General features: G+C 64.3%; 12 protein-coding genes. 5 read left to right on the forward strand and 7 right to left on the reverse strand.

All coding sequences use genetic code 11. The annotated features are described in order from the left end of the window. The first annotated feature begins 212 nt into the window (after window positions 1-212). From NN5_RS05640 to NN5_RS05660, 5 genes are all read left to right on the forward strand, one after another. The gene (locus NN5_RS05640; RefSeq protein WP_067733050.1) at window positions 213-1,619 is read left to right on the forward strand and encodes a spinster family MFS transporter; all 1,407 of its coding nucleotides are present in this window, start codon (window positions 213-215) and stop codon (window positions 1,617-1,619) included. Next, window positions 1,616-2,377: an SDR family NAD(P)-dependent oxidoreductase gene (locus NN5_RS05645; protein ID WP_067733051.1), complete on the forward strand. Its 762-nt coding sequence runs from the start codon at window positions 1,616-1,618 to the stop codon at window positions 2,375-2,377. The genes NN5_RS05640 and NN5_RS05645 overlap by 4 nt, the downstream gene beginning before the upstream one ends. A 110-nt stretch (window positions 2,378-2,487) precedes the next feature. Then, window positions 2,488-3,657 carry an amidohydrolase family protein gene (locus NN5_RS05650; RefSeq protein ID WP_067733052.1) on the forward strand — a complete coding sequence of 390 codons (1,170 nt, stop codon included), beginning with the start codon at window positions 2,488-2,490 and terminating at the stop codon, window positions 3,655-3,657. Window positions 3,658-3,681: 24 nt separating this feature from the next. Further along, window positions 3,682-4,542, forward strand: coding sequence for an SDR family NAD(P)-dependent oxidoreductase (locus tag NN5_RS05655; protein WP_067733053.1), 861 nt, complete (start codon window positions 3,682-3,684; stop codon window positions 4,540-4,542). Window positions 4,543-4,625: 83 nt separating this feature from the next. Next, complete coding sequence (locus NN5_RS05660; protein WP_067733054.1) at window positions 4,626-5,822, forward strand: acyl-CoA dehydrogenase family protein; 1,197 nt, start codon at window positions 4,626-4,628, stop codon at window positions 5,820-5,822. A gap of 46 nt (window positions 5,823-5,868) precedes the next feature. Here the strand turns inward: NN5_RS05660 and NN5_RS05665 are convergent, their stop codons facing one another. The 7 genes from NN5_RS05665 to NN5_RS05695 all read right to left on the reverse strand — a co-directional run bounded on the left by NN5_RS05665 (window position 5,869) and on the right by NN5_RS05695 (window position 17,628). After that, on the reverse strand, window positions 5,869-6,717 hold the full coding sequence (locus NN5_RS05665) for an alpha/beta fold hydrolase (RefSeq protein ID WP_157081030.1): 849 nt from the start codon (window positions 6,715-6,717) through the stop codon (window positions 5,869-5,871). Window positions 6,718-6,749: 32 nt separating this feature from the next. Further along, complete coding sequence (locus tag NN5_RS05670) at window positions 6,750-9,047, reverse strand: TonB-dependent receptor (protein WP_067733056.1); 2,298 nt, start codon at window positions 9,045-9,047, stop codon at window positions 6,750-6,752. A 370-nt stretch (window positions 9,048-9,417) separates the two neighbouring features. Beyond that, window positions 9,418-10,926, reverse strand: a complete 1,509-nt coding sequence (locus NN5_RS05675) for a PepSY-associated TM helix domain-containing protein (RefSeq protein ID WP_245656256.1) — start codon at window positions 10,924-10,926, stop codon at window positions 9,418-9,420. Further along, window positions 10,911-11,471 (reverse strand): hypothetical protein, encoded by a 561-nt coding sequence (locus tag NN5_RS05680; RefSeq protein ID WP_067733057.1) that lies wholly within the window; start codon window positions 11,469-11,471, stop codon window positions 10,911-10,913. Before NN5_RS05680 ends, NN5_RS05675 begins: the two co-directional genes overlap by 16 nt. A 2-nt stretch (window positions 11,472-11,473) precedes the next feature. Then, on the reverse strand, window positions 11,474-13,642 hold the full coding sequence (locus NN5_RS05685) for a TonB-dependent siderophore receptor (protein WP_067733058.1): 2,169 nt from the start codon (window positions 13,640-13,642) through the stop codon (window positions 11,474-11,476). 381 nt (window positions 13,643-14,023) lie between these two features. Next, window positions 14,024-15,076: a tyrosine-protein phosphatase gene (locus NN5_RS05690; RefSeq protein ID WP_067733059.1), complete on the reverse strand. Its 1,053-nt coding sequence runs from the start codon at window positions 15,074-15,076 to the stop codon at window positions 14,024-14,026. Between the two features lie 17 nt (window positions 15,077-15,093). Continuing rightward, window positions 15,094-17,628: a TonB-dependent receptor gene (locus NN5_RS05695; RefSeq protein ID WP_067733060.1), complete on the reverse strand. Its 2,535-nt coding sequence runs from the start codon at window positions 17,626-17,628 to the stop codon at window positions 15,094-15,096. Between the last annotated feature and the right edge of the window lie 201 nt (window positions 17,629-17,829).

Here is a 17,829-nt window from a genome sequence, read left to right on the forward strand (position 1 = left end):
GTGTTTCGCCTCGTCAGCAGGCGGGTTCTCGTTTGCCGCGGTCCGTATGGATGACGCGGGGTGAGTGAGACGAGGGTGTAGGACCAACCGGAGGCGCCTGTCTTAGTCCAGCGGGACTATGCGGCTTTCTGAGCATTGCGCCATGATCGCATATCGCAGCGCATGTCTGCCAAGGGCAGCGCCAGCGGAACCGGTGAGAGAGGAGAGGCGATTTGGGAGGCCAGGCACAGGCTGCATTTCTGGAGACGATGCCGGAGGAAGCGGCGGCCGCCCGGCCCTCGCGGGAAGAACGGCCGCAGGATACGGCCTTCCCGCCCGCGCGGATGGCCTGGCGGTCGGTCGTGGTGCTGACGGGGCTCTATTCGCTCTCGCTGATGGACCGTCAACTCTTGACCCTGATCGTGACCGACATCCGCGCCGACCTGGGGATCAGCGATTTTCAGATGGGCCTGCTGCACGGGCTGGCCTTTGCGCTGTTTTACGTGACGTTCGGCCTGTTCTTCGGCTGGGCGGTGGATCGCTATCCGCGCCGCATCATCATTTTCTGCGGCGTGGTCTTCTGGTCGCTGGCGACGGCGGCGTGTGGTCTGGGGCGCAATTTCGGCCAGTTCATGCTGGCGCGATTCGGCGTGGGGGCGGGGGAAGCCGCGCTCAACCCGGCAGCCTATTCGATCATTGGCGACAGTTTTCCCAGGCACAGGCGGGCGGTGGCGCTTTCGGTCTTCGGTTCGGGCAGTTTTCTCGGCGGGGCCTTGTCCGTCGCGCTGGGGGCCTGGCTGATCGCTTCCCTTCCGCCGGAAGGCCTGACCTTGCCGCTGGTCGGACATCTGCGTCCCTGGCGCATCGCGTTGATTGCAGTGGGCCTGCCGGGCCTGCTGATCGCGTTTCTGGTGTGGGTGGTGGGCGACCCGCCGCGGCAGGAAAAATATACGCAGGGGACGACGGGCCTGCGCGAAACCGCAGCATTCATGCGAGCGCACTGGCGCCTGTTCGCATGTCATTTTACCGGCTTCGGCCTGCTGGCCGCCAATGCCTACGGCTTTGGCGCGTGGACGCCGACGTATCTTATCCGCAAATTCGACCTGCCGCTCGAACAGGTCGGGCTTGCGGCCTCGGGGCTGGTGCTGGTGTTCGGCATGGGCGGCACGGTGTTCAGCGGCTGGCTGATCGACCGGCTGTTCGCGCGCGGCCATAGCGACATTCACCTGCGCTTCTACATCGTCTGCGCGGCCGTGCAGATCGCGGTTCTCCATGCGGCGGCGGCCACCGATTCCCTGTTCGTGTTTCTGGCCCTGAACGGCTGCGCGATGTTCCTCTCGTCCTATGCCGGCGCGGCGGTGGCGGCGCTGCAGATCGCGACGCCTAATGAATTCCGCGGGCAAGTGTCGGCGGTCTATCTCTTTGTTTTCACGCTGCTCGGGATTGGCATCGGGCCGATGCTGGTCGGCGGGATTACGACTTTTTTCTACGGGAATGACACGATGCTGGGCTGGGCGATGGCCATGGCGGCGACCATCCTGCTGCCGCTGGCCATGCTGGCGCTGTTCCTGGGCCTGAAGCCGATGCGGGAGGCGGCGGCACAGGCGCGTTCCTGGTCCAGTGACGGAGAACAGGCATGAGCGGGCCGATGTTCGAAGGCAAAGTGGCGCTGATCACGGGGGCTGCGAGAGGGATCGGTCTGGCGACGGCCCGCCGGTTCGCCGAGGAAGGGGCGCACGTCGTCCTGGCTGACAGCAATCCCGATGTGGAACGGGTGGCCGGCGAACTGGCGCGGGCCGGCGGCCCTGTTCCGATGGGTATCGAGATTGATCTGCGCTCGGCGCGGTCCGTGGAGCAGGCGGTTGCCGCCGTCATCGCGCGCTTCGGGCGGATCGACGTGCTCGTCAACAATGCCGGGATATTCCCGCTCCGCCGATTCGAGGATTTCGATGATGCAGCCGTGGCGGATGTGTTCGATGTGAACCTCTACGGCACCATGCGCATGTGCCGTGCCGTTCTTCCGCATATGCGCAAAACGGGCCGGGGCGCGATCGTCAACATCGCGTCCGGCTCCGCCTTCATCCCGATCGAAGGGCTGACGGTCTATGGTGCGAGCAAGGCTGCGGTCGTGGCGTTCAGCCGGTCGCTGGCGCTGGAAGAGGCCCCGCTAGTGCGCGTCAACATCGTTTCTCCCGGGACGACCGCCTCACCCCCGGTTGCGCAGGCCATGGCCGCGCGGGGAGCGGACGGGTTTGCCGAGTTCCTGAAGCACATTCCGATGGGGCGGCTGGCCGAACCGGAGGACATTGCCGAGGGCATCCTTTTCATGGCATCGGATGGGGCTGGGCACATCACGGGGACGACCCTGCCTGTCAACGGCGGTTCGCTGATGCGGTGAGGCAAATGATCCCCATGCCTGGTTTGTGAGTACTTAATCCGGAAGGGTGATGCCCCGTGCGTGCGGCGGTGGATGATCCTTTCCGAAAAAGAAATGGGAGAGGAAACACCATGCGTATTATCGACGCCGACAGCCATTTTCAGGAACCGGCGGACTGGTTCGAGAAGGCGAACCCGAAACTCGCGGCGGAACTGCCGCAGATGTCGGCTGCGGAAAAGCTGGTCGACGTGGTGGTGGGGGACCTGTTCGCCTCGGTGCCGCCCGCGATCCGCCCGGACCCGATGAAACTGGTGCCGCCCAAAGTGCGCGATGCCTATGAGGATTTCATCAAGGGCGGCGAACCGCCTCTGCAGGTGGTCGAGGCCGGTGCCTATCTGCCGGCCGCGAGCGAGCCGGAACCGCGCCTTGCCTGGATGGACGAACGCGGCATCGACATGCAGATCGTCCTGCCGACGCTCGGCTATCACCCCTATCGCAACGCGGTGCGGGCAGGGCGGGCGGACCTCGCGCTGCAAACGCTCGACACTTATAACCGCTGGGCGGCGGAACGGCTGCACGGCTACACCGACCGGCTGATCCCGACCGTCGTTGTCGATCTGGTCGATGTGGACTGGAGCCGGGCCCAGATGCGCATGATGCGCGCGCAGGGCGCCACGGTCGTGTTCGTGAAGGCGGACCCGCAGGACAACAAGGCGCTCAACCATCCCGATTTCGAGCCCTTCTGGGCTGAAGCGCAGGATCTGGGCATGACCATCATGTTCCATGTCGGGGGCGGCCGGGCACCGATGCATCCGGGCTGGGGCAACATGGGCGACGACATTGTCACCTTTTACCGCCTGGCCTCCATCGCGCGCGAGCTGGTGCCGCAGATGGCGATTGCCTCGATGATCTTCGGCGGGGTGATGGAGCGCTATCCCCGGCTGGGCTTCATCGTGTCCGAACTGGGCATCGACTGGCTGCCGCATTTCATCGAGACCATCGACGCGCAGGCGGACATGAGCCGCCCCAAGATGCTGTCATTCGGCCGCTACGAACTGCCGCTGAAGCCCAGCGACTATATGCAGCGGCAAGTCAGGGTTTCGGTCGTCCATCAGCAGGATGCATTGCGCCCGACGATCGACCGGATTCCCGAGGGCATCGTCGTGTTCTCGTCCGACTTTCCGCATGTCGAAGGGCATCAGGATGCCGTGCGCATTTACGACGAGCAGCTCGGCGATGTCTCCCAATCGGCCCGCGAGGCCTTTTTCGGCAAGGCGGTTGCCGAAATCATGCACGTCTGATTGCAGAACGGAAGGAGAGGAAAGATGCGGAATTTCCGGGATAAAGTGGCTGTCGTCACCGGCGGCGCGAGCGGTATCGGCTATGCCCTGGCCGAAGCCTTGCTGGCCGAAGGCGCGAAGGTCGTGCTCGCCGATATAGAAGAGGGCGCGCTCGACGCTGCCTGCACCGCGCTGTCGGGCAAGGGCGGCGAAGTGCTGGGCGTGCGAACCGACGTCGCCGACCAGCGGTCGATTGAGGAACTGGCGCAGCGGACGGTCGACCGCTTCGGCGGGGTCAACCTGCTGTGCAACAATGCGGGAGTCGGCGGGTTCCAGCGCTTCGAAAGCACATCGCGCGAGATGTGGGAATGGACGCTGGCGGTCGATCTCTGGGGTGTGATCGACGGGACGCGCATCTTCCTGCCGCTGCTGAAAGAGCAGGAGGACGCGCATATCCTCAACACCGCGTCGATGTCGGGCTTTTGCTACGGGCCGTTTCTCGCGCCCTACAGCGTGGCGAAGGCGGGCGTCGTCGCTCTCACCGAATCCCTCTATCGCGAATTCCGGTACACCAAGGTGAATGTCGGCCTTTCCGTGCTGTGCCCGGCCTATACCGCGACCAATATCGGCGCGGACGAACGCAATGCGCCGGCCGATGTCGTGCTGCGGGAAGAGGCGGACCCGGCGCTGCAGCAGGTGCGCGATCACGTCGATGCGATGGTGCAGGCAGGCAAGAGCGCGGCGGAAGTGGCGGCGATCGCGCTCGACGGTATTCGCGCCGACAAGCTGCACATCATTCCGCATCAAAGCTGGCTGGAGGCGGTGGAGGAACGCATCGGTAATATTCTGGCAGGGCGGCCCGTGGGGGACGAGCCGGCCAGCGTATTGGCTGATCCGACGCGATAGCCGCCGGGCAGGAGCAGGACGCGGGAAAGGGGGACAAGGCTGAAACAGGGCCGCCCCGCCGCGATCATCGGGAGAGGATTGGGATGAAAGCAAACGATATCGAGGCGCTGGCCCCGTCGGTCGCGATACCGGCGCCGGAAGAGTTGATCGCCCGCGCCGAGGCGCTGATCCCCTATTTGCGGGAGCAGGCGGACCGGCATCGCCAGGAACGCAGGCTGCTGCCCGAGGCAATCGCGAAAGTGCGCGAGGCGGGCCTGTTCCGCGTTCTCCAGCCCCGCCGCTGGGGTGGCTATGAAATGAGCCCGGCGGTGTTCGGAGAGGTCCAGAACCGCCTCGCGCGCGGGGATACCAGCATGGGCTTCGCCTATGGCGTGATGATGGTGCACAGCTTCCATGTCGGCTTTTACGACGACCGCGTGGCCCGGGAGGTATGGGGAGAAGATCCCGATGCGCTGATTGCCTCGCCCTATATCCCGGCGGGCCGGGCGGTGAAGGTCGAGGGCGGCTATCGCCTGTCGGGGCGCTGGCCCTTTTCAACCGGTTGCGACAATTGCGACTGGAATTTCCTGTCCGGCACCATCGAGGGCGAGGAGGGCCCGCTGCTTACGCGGATGCATGCCTTTCTCGTTCCCCGTGCCGACGCGGCGATTGTCGATAGCTGGCATGTGATGGGGCTTCAGGGCACCGGCAGCAAGGACATAGAAGTGAAGGACGCTTTCGTGCCCGATTACCGGGTGGAACGCTTCCCCATTACCGATCCGGCGGCCTGTCCCGGCTATGCCCATAATGACGGGCCGCTCTTCCATGTGCCTTTCCTGCCGCTGTTCTTTCGCGCGGTGTCGAGCGCGGCGCTGGGCGCGCTGGAAGCGATGATCGAGCAGTTCTGCGCTTATACCGCCGGGCGCTATACGGTGCTGAGCGAACAGGTGGCGCGCGATCCGGCGGTCCAGATCGCACTGGCGCAGGCGCGCGCCGGGGCGGAGGAAATGCACGCGACGCTGCTGCGCGACCTGGAGAGCATGTATGAGGCGGCGCAGGCTCGCACGCCGCTGGCGCCGGATCGCTTCACCATGCTGATGCTGCAGAGCACGAATGTGCCGCACCGGTGCGAGCAGCTGGCACTGGGCCTGATGCGCGCGGCCGGAGCGAACGGCATCCGGCTGGACAGGGCACTGGCCCCGCTTTTCTCCGACATACTGGTGATTGGCCAGCACAGCTCGAACAATCCGAAGATGCCGGCGTCCAATCTCGGCAAGATGATGCTGAATGTCATGGATTGAGGACGGCTGCGGGCCGGGACTTGCCCGGCTCGCAGCCGTTCGGCGATCAGGCGCGGGTCAGGAAACCCGTGACGACCTGTTCGAACGCCGCCTTCTGCTCAATCATCGCCCAGTGGCCGCAGTTCGGGAATACGTGCAGTTCGCAATTGGGGATGAGACGCATCGGCATCATCGCCCCGTCGACCGGGTTGACGCGGTCGTCGCGCCCCCATGTCAGTAGCGTCGGCGCGGTGATGCGCGGCAGATGCGCGAAGCCCTGCACCGCGTCCGGGCCGCGCATGAAGGCGGCGATGGCGTTGATGCCCGCGCGCGAATAGACCCGCTTGTTGGTTTCCTTCGCCTCCGGCTGGGTGGCGGCGGCCAGGCGCGTTTCGATCATCTCCTCGGTGACGAGGGCGGGATCGAACACCATCGAGCGCAGCCATGCGACGATCTTTTCCCGCGTCGGGTCCTCGACGAATTCGACGAGCCGGTCGATCCCTTCATAGGGGAAAGGAGAGAACAGGCTGACACCGATGCCGCCGATGGTGACGAGGCGGCTGACCTTGTCGGGATAGGTTGCGGCAAACCGCGCCGCGACGATGCCGCCGAAGGAATTGCCGATCACATGGGCCTGTCCGATGCCGAGCCGGTCCATCATGTAGGCGATCGCGGCGACGGCCGCCGCCACCGGATCGCCCGCGGGAAGGGTGCTGCCGCCATAGCCGGGAAGATCGGGCGCGATGCACCGGAACAGGCGGGCGAAGACTGGCATGTTGCCGCCGAAATTCGTCCATGCGGTAACGCCGGGGCCGGACCCGTGCAGCAGGAACAGCGGATAGCCTTCGCCCGCTTCATGATAGCTGATCCGGCCCTCGCCATGTTCCATGACGAGGGGCGTGGGTGCTTCAGACATGTTCTCTCCTTCCATGTGGAGCCGCCCGGCTGTTACCAGCGGACGATCGCCTCGATCCCATATGTTCTGGGGTCACCGTAATAGCTCAGCCGCAGACCGCCAAGCTGCGCCCCGAGGTCGAGCGTGGATTGGACATATTTCCGGTTGGTGAGGTTCCGCCCCCACAAGGCCAGCTCCATTTCTCCTCTGCCCTGTTTCAGGCCGCCCAGGCTGATCCGTCCGTTGATGAGCAGCCGGGAATCGGCCCGGTTGTTGATTGCCGACTGGCCAGCGAGCGGATTGCGGGAATAGGGATAGAGATAATAGCCATCGCTGTAATCGGCATCCACCGCGGTGCGAAGCTGCACGCCGTCGCCGTTTTGCCATGCGATCCAGTCGACGGAGCCGCTCGCGGTGTTCTTGGGGGCCAGGGGAAAGACCCGGTCGTTGCCGACATCGTGCACGGTGCCGGTGAACTCGTCATAATCCTCGAACCGGCCGTAGCGGGCGTGGAGATAGCCATAAGTCGCGCGCAGGGTGAGCCTGCCTGTCGGACGGGCCATCGCGTCGATCTCGATCCCCCAGACATTGGCGCGCCCGGCATTGGTGATGACCGTGCCGAGCGCCGTGCCGCCGGCGAAGCGGGCCAGTTGGATATCGCTGCTGCGGTTGTAGAAGAGCGCGGTGTTGACGGTCAGCCGCCGGTCGAACATCTGCGCTTTCGCGCCGACTTCGAAGGAATCCATCTTTTCCGGCCGGAACGGCGTTACCGTTGCCGCCACGGTCTGCGCTTCGGCGTTGAAGCCGCCGCTTTTGAAACCCTGCGCATATTTGGCGTAGAGGTTGAGATTGCCGGACGGCTTGTAGGCGAGGATGACGGTCGGGCTGAAATTGTCGAACGTCTTGCTGGCTGTCGTCCCGTCGGGAATGACGACGGCGGTGACGGGGGAAATCGCCGTGGATTCCCGGTCGAGCCGTTTCTTTTCCTTGGTGTAGCGCAGGCCGCCGGTGAGCGTGATCCGGTCGGTGATGTCGTAATCGATCTGGGCATAGGCGGCGCCGTTATGCGTTCGGAAGCGATACCAGTTGTAATTGGTCACATAGCCGAACGCCTGCGGCCCGAGCGACAGGTCGGTTTCGCTGCTGCCCTTGTCGCTGAAATAATAGAGGCCCGCGACATAGCGGAGCGGGCCGCTGCTGCCCAGGATCTGCAATTCCTGCGAGAAAGCGTGATAGCGCCCGAACGCGCCTGCCTGGACGATGGGCAGGGGCGTGCCGTCATAGTCGCCCGCCTGATAAGTGCGCAGCGTGCGATAGGCGGTGATGGACTTGACCGTCATGGCGTCGGCGGGCGTCCATTCCAGCGTCAGCGCATGGCCTTCCACCCGGCTGCGATCGCGCGAGACAGCATTGATGGCGGCCGTGTTCTGGCGATCCTGCTCGACATAGAGATTGGCCGGAAAGGCGGCGACATAATAGGGAGAGGCCGGATCGAAGATGCCACCCGGCGCGATGCGGGTCAGCTGGCCATAGCGGGCGGGCTGATCGGTCTTGCTGTAGTCATAGGCATAGTCCGCGGTGAAATCCGCCGACGGCGCGAAGCGGACCGCTGCCCGGAAGCTGTCGCTATGCAGCCCCTGCAGCTTGTCCGCCTGGGGCGGCTGGGCCAGCACTACGGCGGGCAGCGGGTTGCCGATGACGTCGATCATGCCCGCGCGGCGGTTGATGCTGCCGCTCAGCTTCACGCTGAACGGACCGAAGGCGGGCAGGTCCAGCGAACCGCGCAGGCTCCGCGCGCTGTAATTGCCGGCGGTCGCGCGCAACTGGCCTCTCCATTCGCCCTTGGGCGGGGTCGTCACCAGATTGACAGCGCCGGCCAGCGCGTTCCGCCCATAAAGCGTGCCCTGCGGGCCGCGCAGCACCTCGACGCGGGCGAGATCGGCGACATCGAACACGGCGCCCTGCGTCTTGCCGATATAGACGCCGTCCAGATAGAGGGCGACAGCCGGTTCCCAATAGAGCGCCGGATTGATGGTCACGCTGCCGCGAATGGCGATCTGAGCCGCGCTGCCGAGGCCCGGCGGGCTGGTGATCTTTATGTTGGGGGCGAGCGAGCCGATATTGTCGATGGACGTGATCTGGCGGCTTTCCAGAAAATCCTGACTGAGCGCGGTAACCGAGATCGGCACGTCCTGAAGCCGCTCCTCGCGCCGTTGCGCCGTCACGACGATTTCGGCGGGGCTGGCGGCCGCCTCAGGGGCAGAGGGGCTTTCCTGGGCGTGGGCCGAGGCGATTGGAGCCATCAGCGCCAGAACGCATGTGGTGGAACAGAATGCGCGGATTTTGGTCATTGAGCCTCTCCCCTCCCGCTGTTTCTTGAATGCGGGTTGCAAGTGTGGAAGCGCCTGTCCGGCTTGTATCTTCCCACCAGAACAGGAAGCATGGCGGCTTCTGCTTTTCATAGTCCGTGCGGACTATGCCGCGTACTTTCGTCCCGGACCTTTGCGTCTCAGAGGATGCGCCAGGGCATCGGGCTTGCCATGGCGCAAATCGCCATGATGGGGTTTTGGGGGATATAATTGGATGGAGAGGATGCGGCACGACGGCTGACACCATTTGCCCTGCGACCCTCAGCCCGCAGGCGCGCGACCAATCCGGAGATGACCAGGGCGCTGCTGCAGAACATTCCGTCGGGCCATTTCGCCGGCGGCGGCGAGCACATCAATGGCGTTCCTTGGCGTCCCCAGGTCGAGGATTAAGGAAACGGAACGCCCGATGATCGAGGGGCGCATCTGGTTTTCGCCGCCCCAGTGCGGGAAGGCCAAGAAGCGCCCCTGACAGGGCAAGCGATACGTCGATCATCACCGAACTGGCAGGGTGGGCGCTCGCAAGGGCGAAGTGTCCCGCTCCGGTAGCCAGAAGCGCGCAGCCGAGGGCCGCACGCAGACGCGGCGAGGTCATGCCGCCGGGACGGACGAATGCCGCTGTCAGGCCAAGGGCGAGCAGGCCCCAGAATGCCGGGACCAGCGGCGCCTGATTGCCCATGACCACGCGCAGCCAGTAGACGAGCACGAATGCCAGGGGGCTGCCCCAGATGGTCACGCTCCACAGCGCTTCCAGCCTTGGGGACGGATAGCCGCGCGAACGGCGCTTCATCAGCCAGAGCGTTGTGCCGGTGGAGATGACGGCGCAGAGGGCAAGCCCGAAAGCGAAATAGGCAAGCGCCACCGGCACCCCGCCGAAAGAGCCGAAGTGCAGCTTGTAGATAGAGGCGATCGCTTGTCTGCCCATTGGTCCGTCGGACAGGCCGACGTGCCCTCGATAGCGGCCCTGGCTGTCGAACAGGTAGCTTTCGCCATAGATCAGCCGGCGGTCATGCTCGGCAAGCACCTGGATTCGCTGACCGGCGGTGCCGGGCTCCTCCACGGTTACGTAGGTAACGCGGTGCTGCGGGCGATGCGCGGCCATCCATGCCAGCGCGCGGTCGGCCCGGGCCATGGGGACAGGGCGCGGATCGGCCTTGGGTTCGGAGCCGAACAGCGGTGCATAGGATGCCTCGAAGTCGCCCTGATAGCGTTCCTGCGCAATGCTCAGGAAGACCAGTTCGCCCAGCCCCAGGATCGCCCCGGTGAACCCCAGTGCCGCTATGAAGGGAAGCAGCCAGACGCCGAAGCGGTTGTGCAGGTCGGAGCGGCTGAGCTGCGGTCGGCCGCGCAGGCGCATACGGAAGGCATCGCGGAAGATGCGGGGATGCGCGATCACCCCGGTCACGGCTGCCGCGCAAAGCATTACGCCCAGCGTGCCGGTGACGAACAGGCCCCAGACCTGCGGAAGGTTCAGGTAATAGTGGAGGAAGAGAATGAATTCCGTCCACACATGCGCTTCAGGCGCGTTGTAATTGCCCGAGGCATCGACATAGGCCGCGCCATTGTCCGTCGTGATGACGGTGCGGGGAAGCCCTTCGGTCGGCAAATGGATGAAGGCATGGGCGGTTGGCCAGCCTTGCCGGGCCATTACGCCTTCCAGGGCGCGCTGCGCCGCCTCCGGCGTGATGGAGGCCATCTCTGCTGCTGCCGGTTCCTCCCAGCGTTGCAGGTACTCCTGCAGCACTGCCAGAGCGCCCGACAGGCAGACGAGATAGAGCGCCGCACCGATCAGCAGGCCGATCGCGGCATGGCCGGACAGCGCCCGCTGCACCAGCCGTTCGGAAGGCTTCATATCATCAGCCAAAGGATCGCTCCCAGAGATAGGGCCGCGAGCGGGGCCCACATCATGGCGGCCAGCCGTTTGCAGGTCATCTGCAAGGCGGCTGCCGCAAACCAGAACAGGGGAAAGGCGAAGAGCGCCAGCGCCGTCGTGTCGGCTTCACGGCCGCCTGCATGGAACAGCGCGCGTTGTAAGGCCCACGCCAGTCCCAGCGCCGCCGCAAGATCGAGCAGCACGACGATGATGAAGACACCGAGGCGCCGCGCCATGTCCCGCCCCGCGATGGGGGGCAAGGGCAGGGGAGCCGGAACCCGCGCCGGCGTTGTCCGCTGCGGTGCCGGAGTGGTCATGGCAGCATGACCCAGAACCAGCGCAGCGCTGGCCATGGCCACCGTTGCCCCGGCCGCGAGACCCCATGCACCCTCGCCGCGCCCCAATATCATCGCGGCAAGGGCCATGGCGGCCCAGGCCGCGATCACCGCGAGCCGCTGGCGCTGCCATCCGTATCGCAGCAGCAAGGGCCCGGCGGCGCACAAGGCAAGCGCAGCGGCAAAGGGCAGTCCCGGCATGGTCAGAAGTTGACGCCGATGGTCGCACTGACTGTCCGCGGCGCGCCGTAATAGGCCTGATCCCACTGCAGGCTGGACCAGTATTTCACATTGGTCACGTTATCGACGTTCAGCGCCACCGACAGGTTTTTCAGCACCTGATAGCGGGCCATGAGGTCGACGATGGCATAGGCCTTCTGTTCCACCGTGGCATCTTCGCCTTCAGCGATGAAGTCCTCGTACACGTGGTAGATCCGGCTCTGGTAGCGCGCGGATGCACCCAGGCGGAGCTTGTCGAACGAGGGCGGCGAATAGACCATGCTGGCCCGGACGGTGTGGCGGGGGATGAAAGTGCGCGCAGCCTTGCCGTCGTCGTCTTCGATATGGGCGTAAGCATAGCCGCCCGAGAGTTGCAGACCCGGCAGGGCTTCACCCGCAAGGTCGACTTCGACGCCCTTCGAGGCGGCATCGACCGCTTCGTAAAGGGTCTGGCCGATAGCCGTATCGAAGCCGAGGGATGCAGCGACGTTCTTCTGCTTGGTCTTGAACAGCGCGACGCCAGCGGTCAGCTTGCCGTCGTTCCATTCGCCCTTGAGGCCGGCTTCGTAGGTATGCCCCTCAAGCGGGTCGAGGATCGAGCCGTTCCTGTCCAGATAGACTTGCGGGCTGAAGATCGTCGCATAGCTGGCATAGGCCGTCAGATTGCCGGTGAGGTCGAGAGTGAGGCCCGCGAAGGGCAGGAACCTGGTCCGGTCGAAGGCATAGGGCGTGCTGTAGGAGGTGCCGGTGCGTTCGGCGTGGGTCACGTTGCCGCCGAGCATGAGCTTGAGCGGATCGGCCAGCGACAGGCGGGCAAGGCCATAGGCGCTGGTGATCTTGGTCGTGAAATCCGCCTGCAGCGTGTAATCGCTCCAGTCCGGATAGGCGAAGCTCCCCGAAAATGCCGTGTCGCCGGGCAGCGAAATGCCGATAGCGCTCGCATCGACCGCTTCGCTTTCCGCCACATAGGACCGGCCGTAGTTTACGCCCAGCACTACGTCGTGATCGCGCCCGCCAATGTGCAGCTTGCCGGTTACATGGGCATCGAGCGTCGTTTCACGCAATTTGTCGAGATAGGCACCGGGATAGGAATAGAGGCCGAGGCCGGTGTCGGGATCCTGCGCGCCATAGACGTAGAACAGCTTGGCATCCTGATCGCGCGCCCGGCGCAGGACGGAAATCTTCGCATTCCAGCCGCCGCCGAAATCATGGGTGATGTCGGCAAAGAAATTGCGGTCGATCGTGTCCCAGCTCGACCACGGCTGTGCGGTATTGGCCGATCGCGCGTAGCTGGCGGGCGTGCCATCGGCCTGGAGGAACGGCAGCGCGCCCCAGCTGACGCCGCGCGGATCGCTGTCCTGCCAGGAATAGCCCGCAGTAAGGACGGTGTCCGGGCCGAGGTCGGCCGCGGCCACGCCGTAGAGGGTCAGGCGCGAGCTGTGGTAGTAGTCGAGATAGGAATCCCCGGTGTCATAGGCCCCCACGAAGCGCGTGCGGATGCTGCCGTCTTCGGTGAGCGGCGTGTTGACGTCGACATCGCCGCGCACATGATCGTAGGAGCCGTAACTCAGCGTGGCATAGCCGCCGAGATCCTTGGTCGGCCGCTTGCGCACGAAGTTGATGGCCGCGGAAGGATTGCCGGTCATCGAGAGCAGGCCGGTGGCTCCGCGCACGACTTCCACCCGGTCGAACAGGGCCGTGTCGATCTGCCCGGTCTGCAAGCCGTAGCTGAGCGACTGGCCGATGCCGTCGAACTGGAAATTGACGATATCGAAGCCGCGGGCGTTGTAATAGGTGCGGTCGGTCTCCGCGCTGTCCACATTGATACCGGTCGTCTGGCGCAGCACGTCATCGACGGTATCGAGCTGGAAATCCTCGATCTGGGCGCGGGTGACGATGCTGACTGCCTGGGGAGTCTCGCGCAGCGAAAGATCGAGACGGGCCGTCGAGCCCTGATCCTTGATCACGTAATCGTCGGGAATGGCGCCGGTGACGACGATTTCACCGGCCCGGGGCGGCTGCTCGGAATCCGCGGCATGGGCCGTACCTGCGGCCAGCCCGCTGGTCAGAAAGCTGACGGCGGCGACGGATACCCCTTGGAGCAGGAGCGCGCGCCAGTGCTTCGGGCGTGAAGGGGACTGGGCAGGGTACATCGAAAGCTCCTCCTTGATATGATAACGCGAATCACTCGCAATAATTGCATCCTCCTAAGAGCATCGTGACCTATCAATCAAGGGACGGGGGCACTTTCGAGGTGCATGGATGCGGGAAATCGACGCGGGGATGCCCCTGGCCCACGTGGCGATCGGGTCGGGAATTCGTTCGATCTGGAACTGGGTTTCGTGCGTCAGAGCCCGGAAATGTGGGCTTTTTGTGCGGAGCGGGGCGCTCCGTGGACAAATAGGGGGCCGGTCCAACCGGCTGCGATCCCGATCTATCTTGCTGAACAGCCCGGGCGGTTCCTTGCTGTCGCGGAACCGGCCCGGGCTGTCAGATGGGTCATCATCCGGGCGTGCAGCGCCGGATACCTGCGATTATCGCAGCATCACCTGCCGGAGACGGGCGAGATCATCGTCTCCAAAGCCCAGCACCTTGCGCAGATAGCCTTCGGAGCCGCCATACTGGGCATCGAGATAAGTGAAGAACTGCGCGAGGTAAGACGCTCCGCTCGGGGTGTAGAGCGGATTGGCCTTGATCGGCTTGTCCTTGCCCTGGGCCATGTACATCTGGACGATCGGGTTGTTCGGATAGTCCTTGGGGTCGACCTGCGGCATTTCCCATTGCGGGCGGCGCAGTTCGGTCGAGAGGTGATAGTCCTTGAGGATCGTCTCCCGGTCCACCCCGAGCACGTCGTAGAGCAGTGCCGTTGCAATACCCGTGCGGTCCTGCCCGGCCGAGCAGTGGTAGATCACCGCGCCTTCGTCGGCCATCAGACGGCGGAACAGCGAGCGGAACTGGGGCGCCAGCATCTTTTCCATGCCGGAGTATATGTTCTCGCCATTGCCCTCGCCGAAACGGGCCATCAGCGGCTTAAGCGAATAGTCGTTGGCAATGAACGTCGCGCCGGTCCGGTCGTCGACCAGATCGGGGGCGACTTCGCGTTCCTCAATCGCACGCAGGTCGACCACGCTGTCGATGTGGAGCTGCCCGATCAGCGCGTAGTCGGCATCGGTCAGCAGCGGCATGGCGCCCGAGCGGAAGGCCTTGTCCCAGCGCACCATGTGCCCGTCCCTGGTGACGTAGCCTCCGATGTCGCGGAAGTTGCTGCCCTGCTGGAGCGGCAGCACGCGCTCGGCGGCGATGGTGGTGTGGCCGTCTTCGCCCAGCAGGATCACATAGCGGCGTTCGCCGGAGGGAATGTCCAGCTTGAGCTTGCGGTCCCTGGCCGTGGCGGCAACGCGGCGGTCGCCATCGTCGATCCGGGTGTCGGCACTGATCCAGACCGAGACCGGCGCGGTATCGTCCCGGTCCAGTTCGACAGTCCTGCTATCCAGCCGCGTGACGGTCGTCATCTCCCGCGCGAACGCGGGAGACGACGCCAGAACGGCCAGCGTCACGAGAGCGGTGGAGCCCTTGATAAGGCGCATGGTTCCGTCCCTTCCGGTCAGTAGCTGAAACGCACGCCGAACAGGTAACGCGAGCCGATCCGCTCGACTTCGGTCGGCGTGGCGGTCGTCCCCTCATAGGCGATGTAAGTTTCGTTGGTGAGGTTGGCGAGATCGGCGAAGAGCGTCAGATTCTCGTTCATTGCATAGCGCAGCGAGACATCGAGATTGCCGTAGCCCTTGCGGTATTCACCGCTGCCGAGGCCGCCCAGCGTATCGAGCCAGTGCGACCGCCACTGATAGCTGACACGGGCCGAAGCGCCGTACTTCTCATAGAACAGCGAGGCATTGGCGATCGTGTTCGACATGCCCTGGAAGGCGATGTTCTTTTCGGCCGGCGTGTCGAAGCTGCCGTCGAGCAGGGTCAGGTTGCCCTGGAAGCCGAAGCCCGAGAGCGCGCCGGGCAGGAAGTCGAACTGCTTGAGCACGTTGAATTCGACGCCGTAGAGCTTGCCGCTCTCACCGTTGAACGTGCCCGAGAGCCGGTAGCCCGACCGGTCGACCCCGCCGAAGTTATAGAAGTCGGAACCCACGGTCTGCTGGCTCTGGTAAAGCACGTTGTCGACCCAGCGGTAGAAACCCGCGACCGAAATCAGGCCATTGCCGGGCAGGTAGTATTCGATGCTGGCATCGGTGCCCCAGGTATATTCGGGCTTGAGGAAAGGGTTGCCGCCGCTGATCTCGCCGGGGTTCGTCGTATCGTTGATCGAAGCGCCGATGCGCATCGCGCCGAAGGCCGGACGCGACACGCCGCGCTGGCCGGCAAGACGCAGGACCAGATTGCCCGTCGCCTCGTAGCGGATGTTCAGGCTGGGGAAGAGGTCGGTCCGGCTCGAATGCAGGGCCAGCGGAACATATGTCGTGCCGTCATAGACGGACCCGGCATTGTCGAGCACATAGTTCTCGACGCGAAGGCCGCCGATCGCGGTCAGCGGGCCGCTTTCGACTTTGGCCATGACATAGCCGGCCAGCGTCTTTTCCTTCTGGAAATAGAGGTCGGTGGCGGGCACGTCCTTGGCCGGATCGTAGAGCCCGTAACTTTCCAGCGTCGCCAGCAGGCTGTCGACATCGCGGCGCATTGCGACATTGTCGGCGTAATTGAACGTCAGGCCGAGCGGATAGTCCGAATCCCAGGACTTGCCGGTGATGTAGCTGTTGACGTTGAAGGGCTGGCCGATCGCCGCGGCATAGGCACCGAGATAGACAACATTCGAGAACGAGAAGTTGTTGCCCTGAATATCGCGGTCCGCATAGAGCCCGCCCGCCGACAGCGTAAGGTCTCCCATTTCCTTCGAAACGTCGATCTTGGCCGTGTAGCTGTCCGAAACCGTCTTCTGCTTGGCGGGGATCAGGACCGTGCCGGGGATCGAGAGCGAAGTCTGGCTGAACGTGCCGCTGTTCACGGTGAAGATCGGGAAGTTGGGATTGCTGATGTCATAGGACATGTCGGGCAACCCGGTGCTGGCGGCCATGACCAGCGGCAGGTAGCTGGTGTTCTCGGTGCGCGTGTAGTTCAGCTTGACCGATGCGGTCAGGCCATCGTCCGTGGCATAGTCGCCGCCGATCGTGCCGATGTAGTTGCGGTTGCGGTATTCGCCGAAGTTGAAGCTGCCGCGCATCCCGGCCACGTTTTCGCCATCGATGGTGAAATCGTACTGGTTGCGCTGCTCGTTGTCGTTGAATTCGGAGAAGATCGCCTTGGCATAGATGCGCTTGCCGTCTTCCGGTTCGTATTCGACGCCGCCGAACAGGCCGTTGTTCCAGCGCTCCAGCTTGTACTGGCGAATGCTGAAGTTGGTCGGCGTGCCGTCTTCGGCATAGGATGCCTCACGGTTGTCGGTGAGCTGCTTGCGGCGGTAGTGCGAGCCGCCCAGCACGAAGCCGACGGTATCGTTGGACCAGGAAAGGCGCAGCGATCCCTGGCGCTGTTCGCCGCCGCCGAGGTCCATCTTGCCGTAGCCGAGATCGCCCGAGACGTGCAGGCCGCGCTTCTGCATCGGTGAATAAGTCTTGAGGTCGATCGTCGCCACGACCGCGTCGGCCTGCAGGTTCGACGTCAGCGACTTGTTGATGACCATTTCCGACAGCAGGACGGCGGGGATCGCGTCGAAGCGGAACGCGCGCGTATCACCGCCTTCGTCGACCCCGACGACCGGGATGCCGTCGATGCTGACCGAGGTCCAGCGATTGGGCGCGCCGCGCACCTGGATGTAGCGTTCCTGCCCCTGGTCGCGCTGGACGGCGACGGCCGGCAGGCGGGCCAGCGCGGCGGCGGCGTTCTGGTCGGGGAAACGCCCGACGGAGTCGGCTGCGGCAATGTCGGTCAGGTTGTCGGCCTTGCGCTTGGCTTCGACGGAAGCCTGCTGCGAGGCGAGGATCGTGCCGGTGACGATGATCGCGTCTCCGTCGACGGCTGCATCATCGGCGGCATCAGTGGCATCGGCGGCAAAGGCGATGGATGCGTGGGAAACGGAAATAGCTGCGATCGCGGCAAGCGCGGTCGAACGCAGCAGCGCTGCAGATTTCATGTTCATTGGTAGTGCCCCTCTTCGGTGTGACGGGGCGACTAGAACGGTTGTATGTATGTCGGGTGACACATTTGTGAGCATCGTGTGACGCAGTGCAGCAAAGCCTCGGGGCTCGCTTGCGTCCTTGCGATCTGCTAGGCGTCATTGGGAAGAGGGAAATAGCCGAAGGCGCTGAATACCTTGAGTAATGCCGAAAAGACATCGTTA

Origin of the sequence: Novosphingobium naphthalenivorans NBRC 102051, from assembly GCF_001590985.1 — a bacterium.
In the GTDB taxonomy this organism is placed as follows: domain Bacteria; phylum Pseudomonadota; class Alphaproteobacteria; order Sphingomonadales; family Sphingomonadaceae; genus Novosphingobium; species Novosphingobium naphthalenivorans.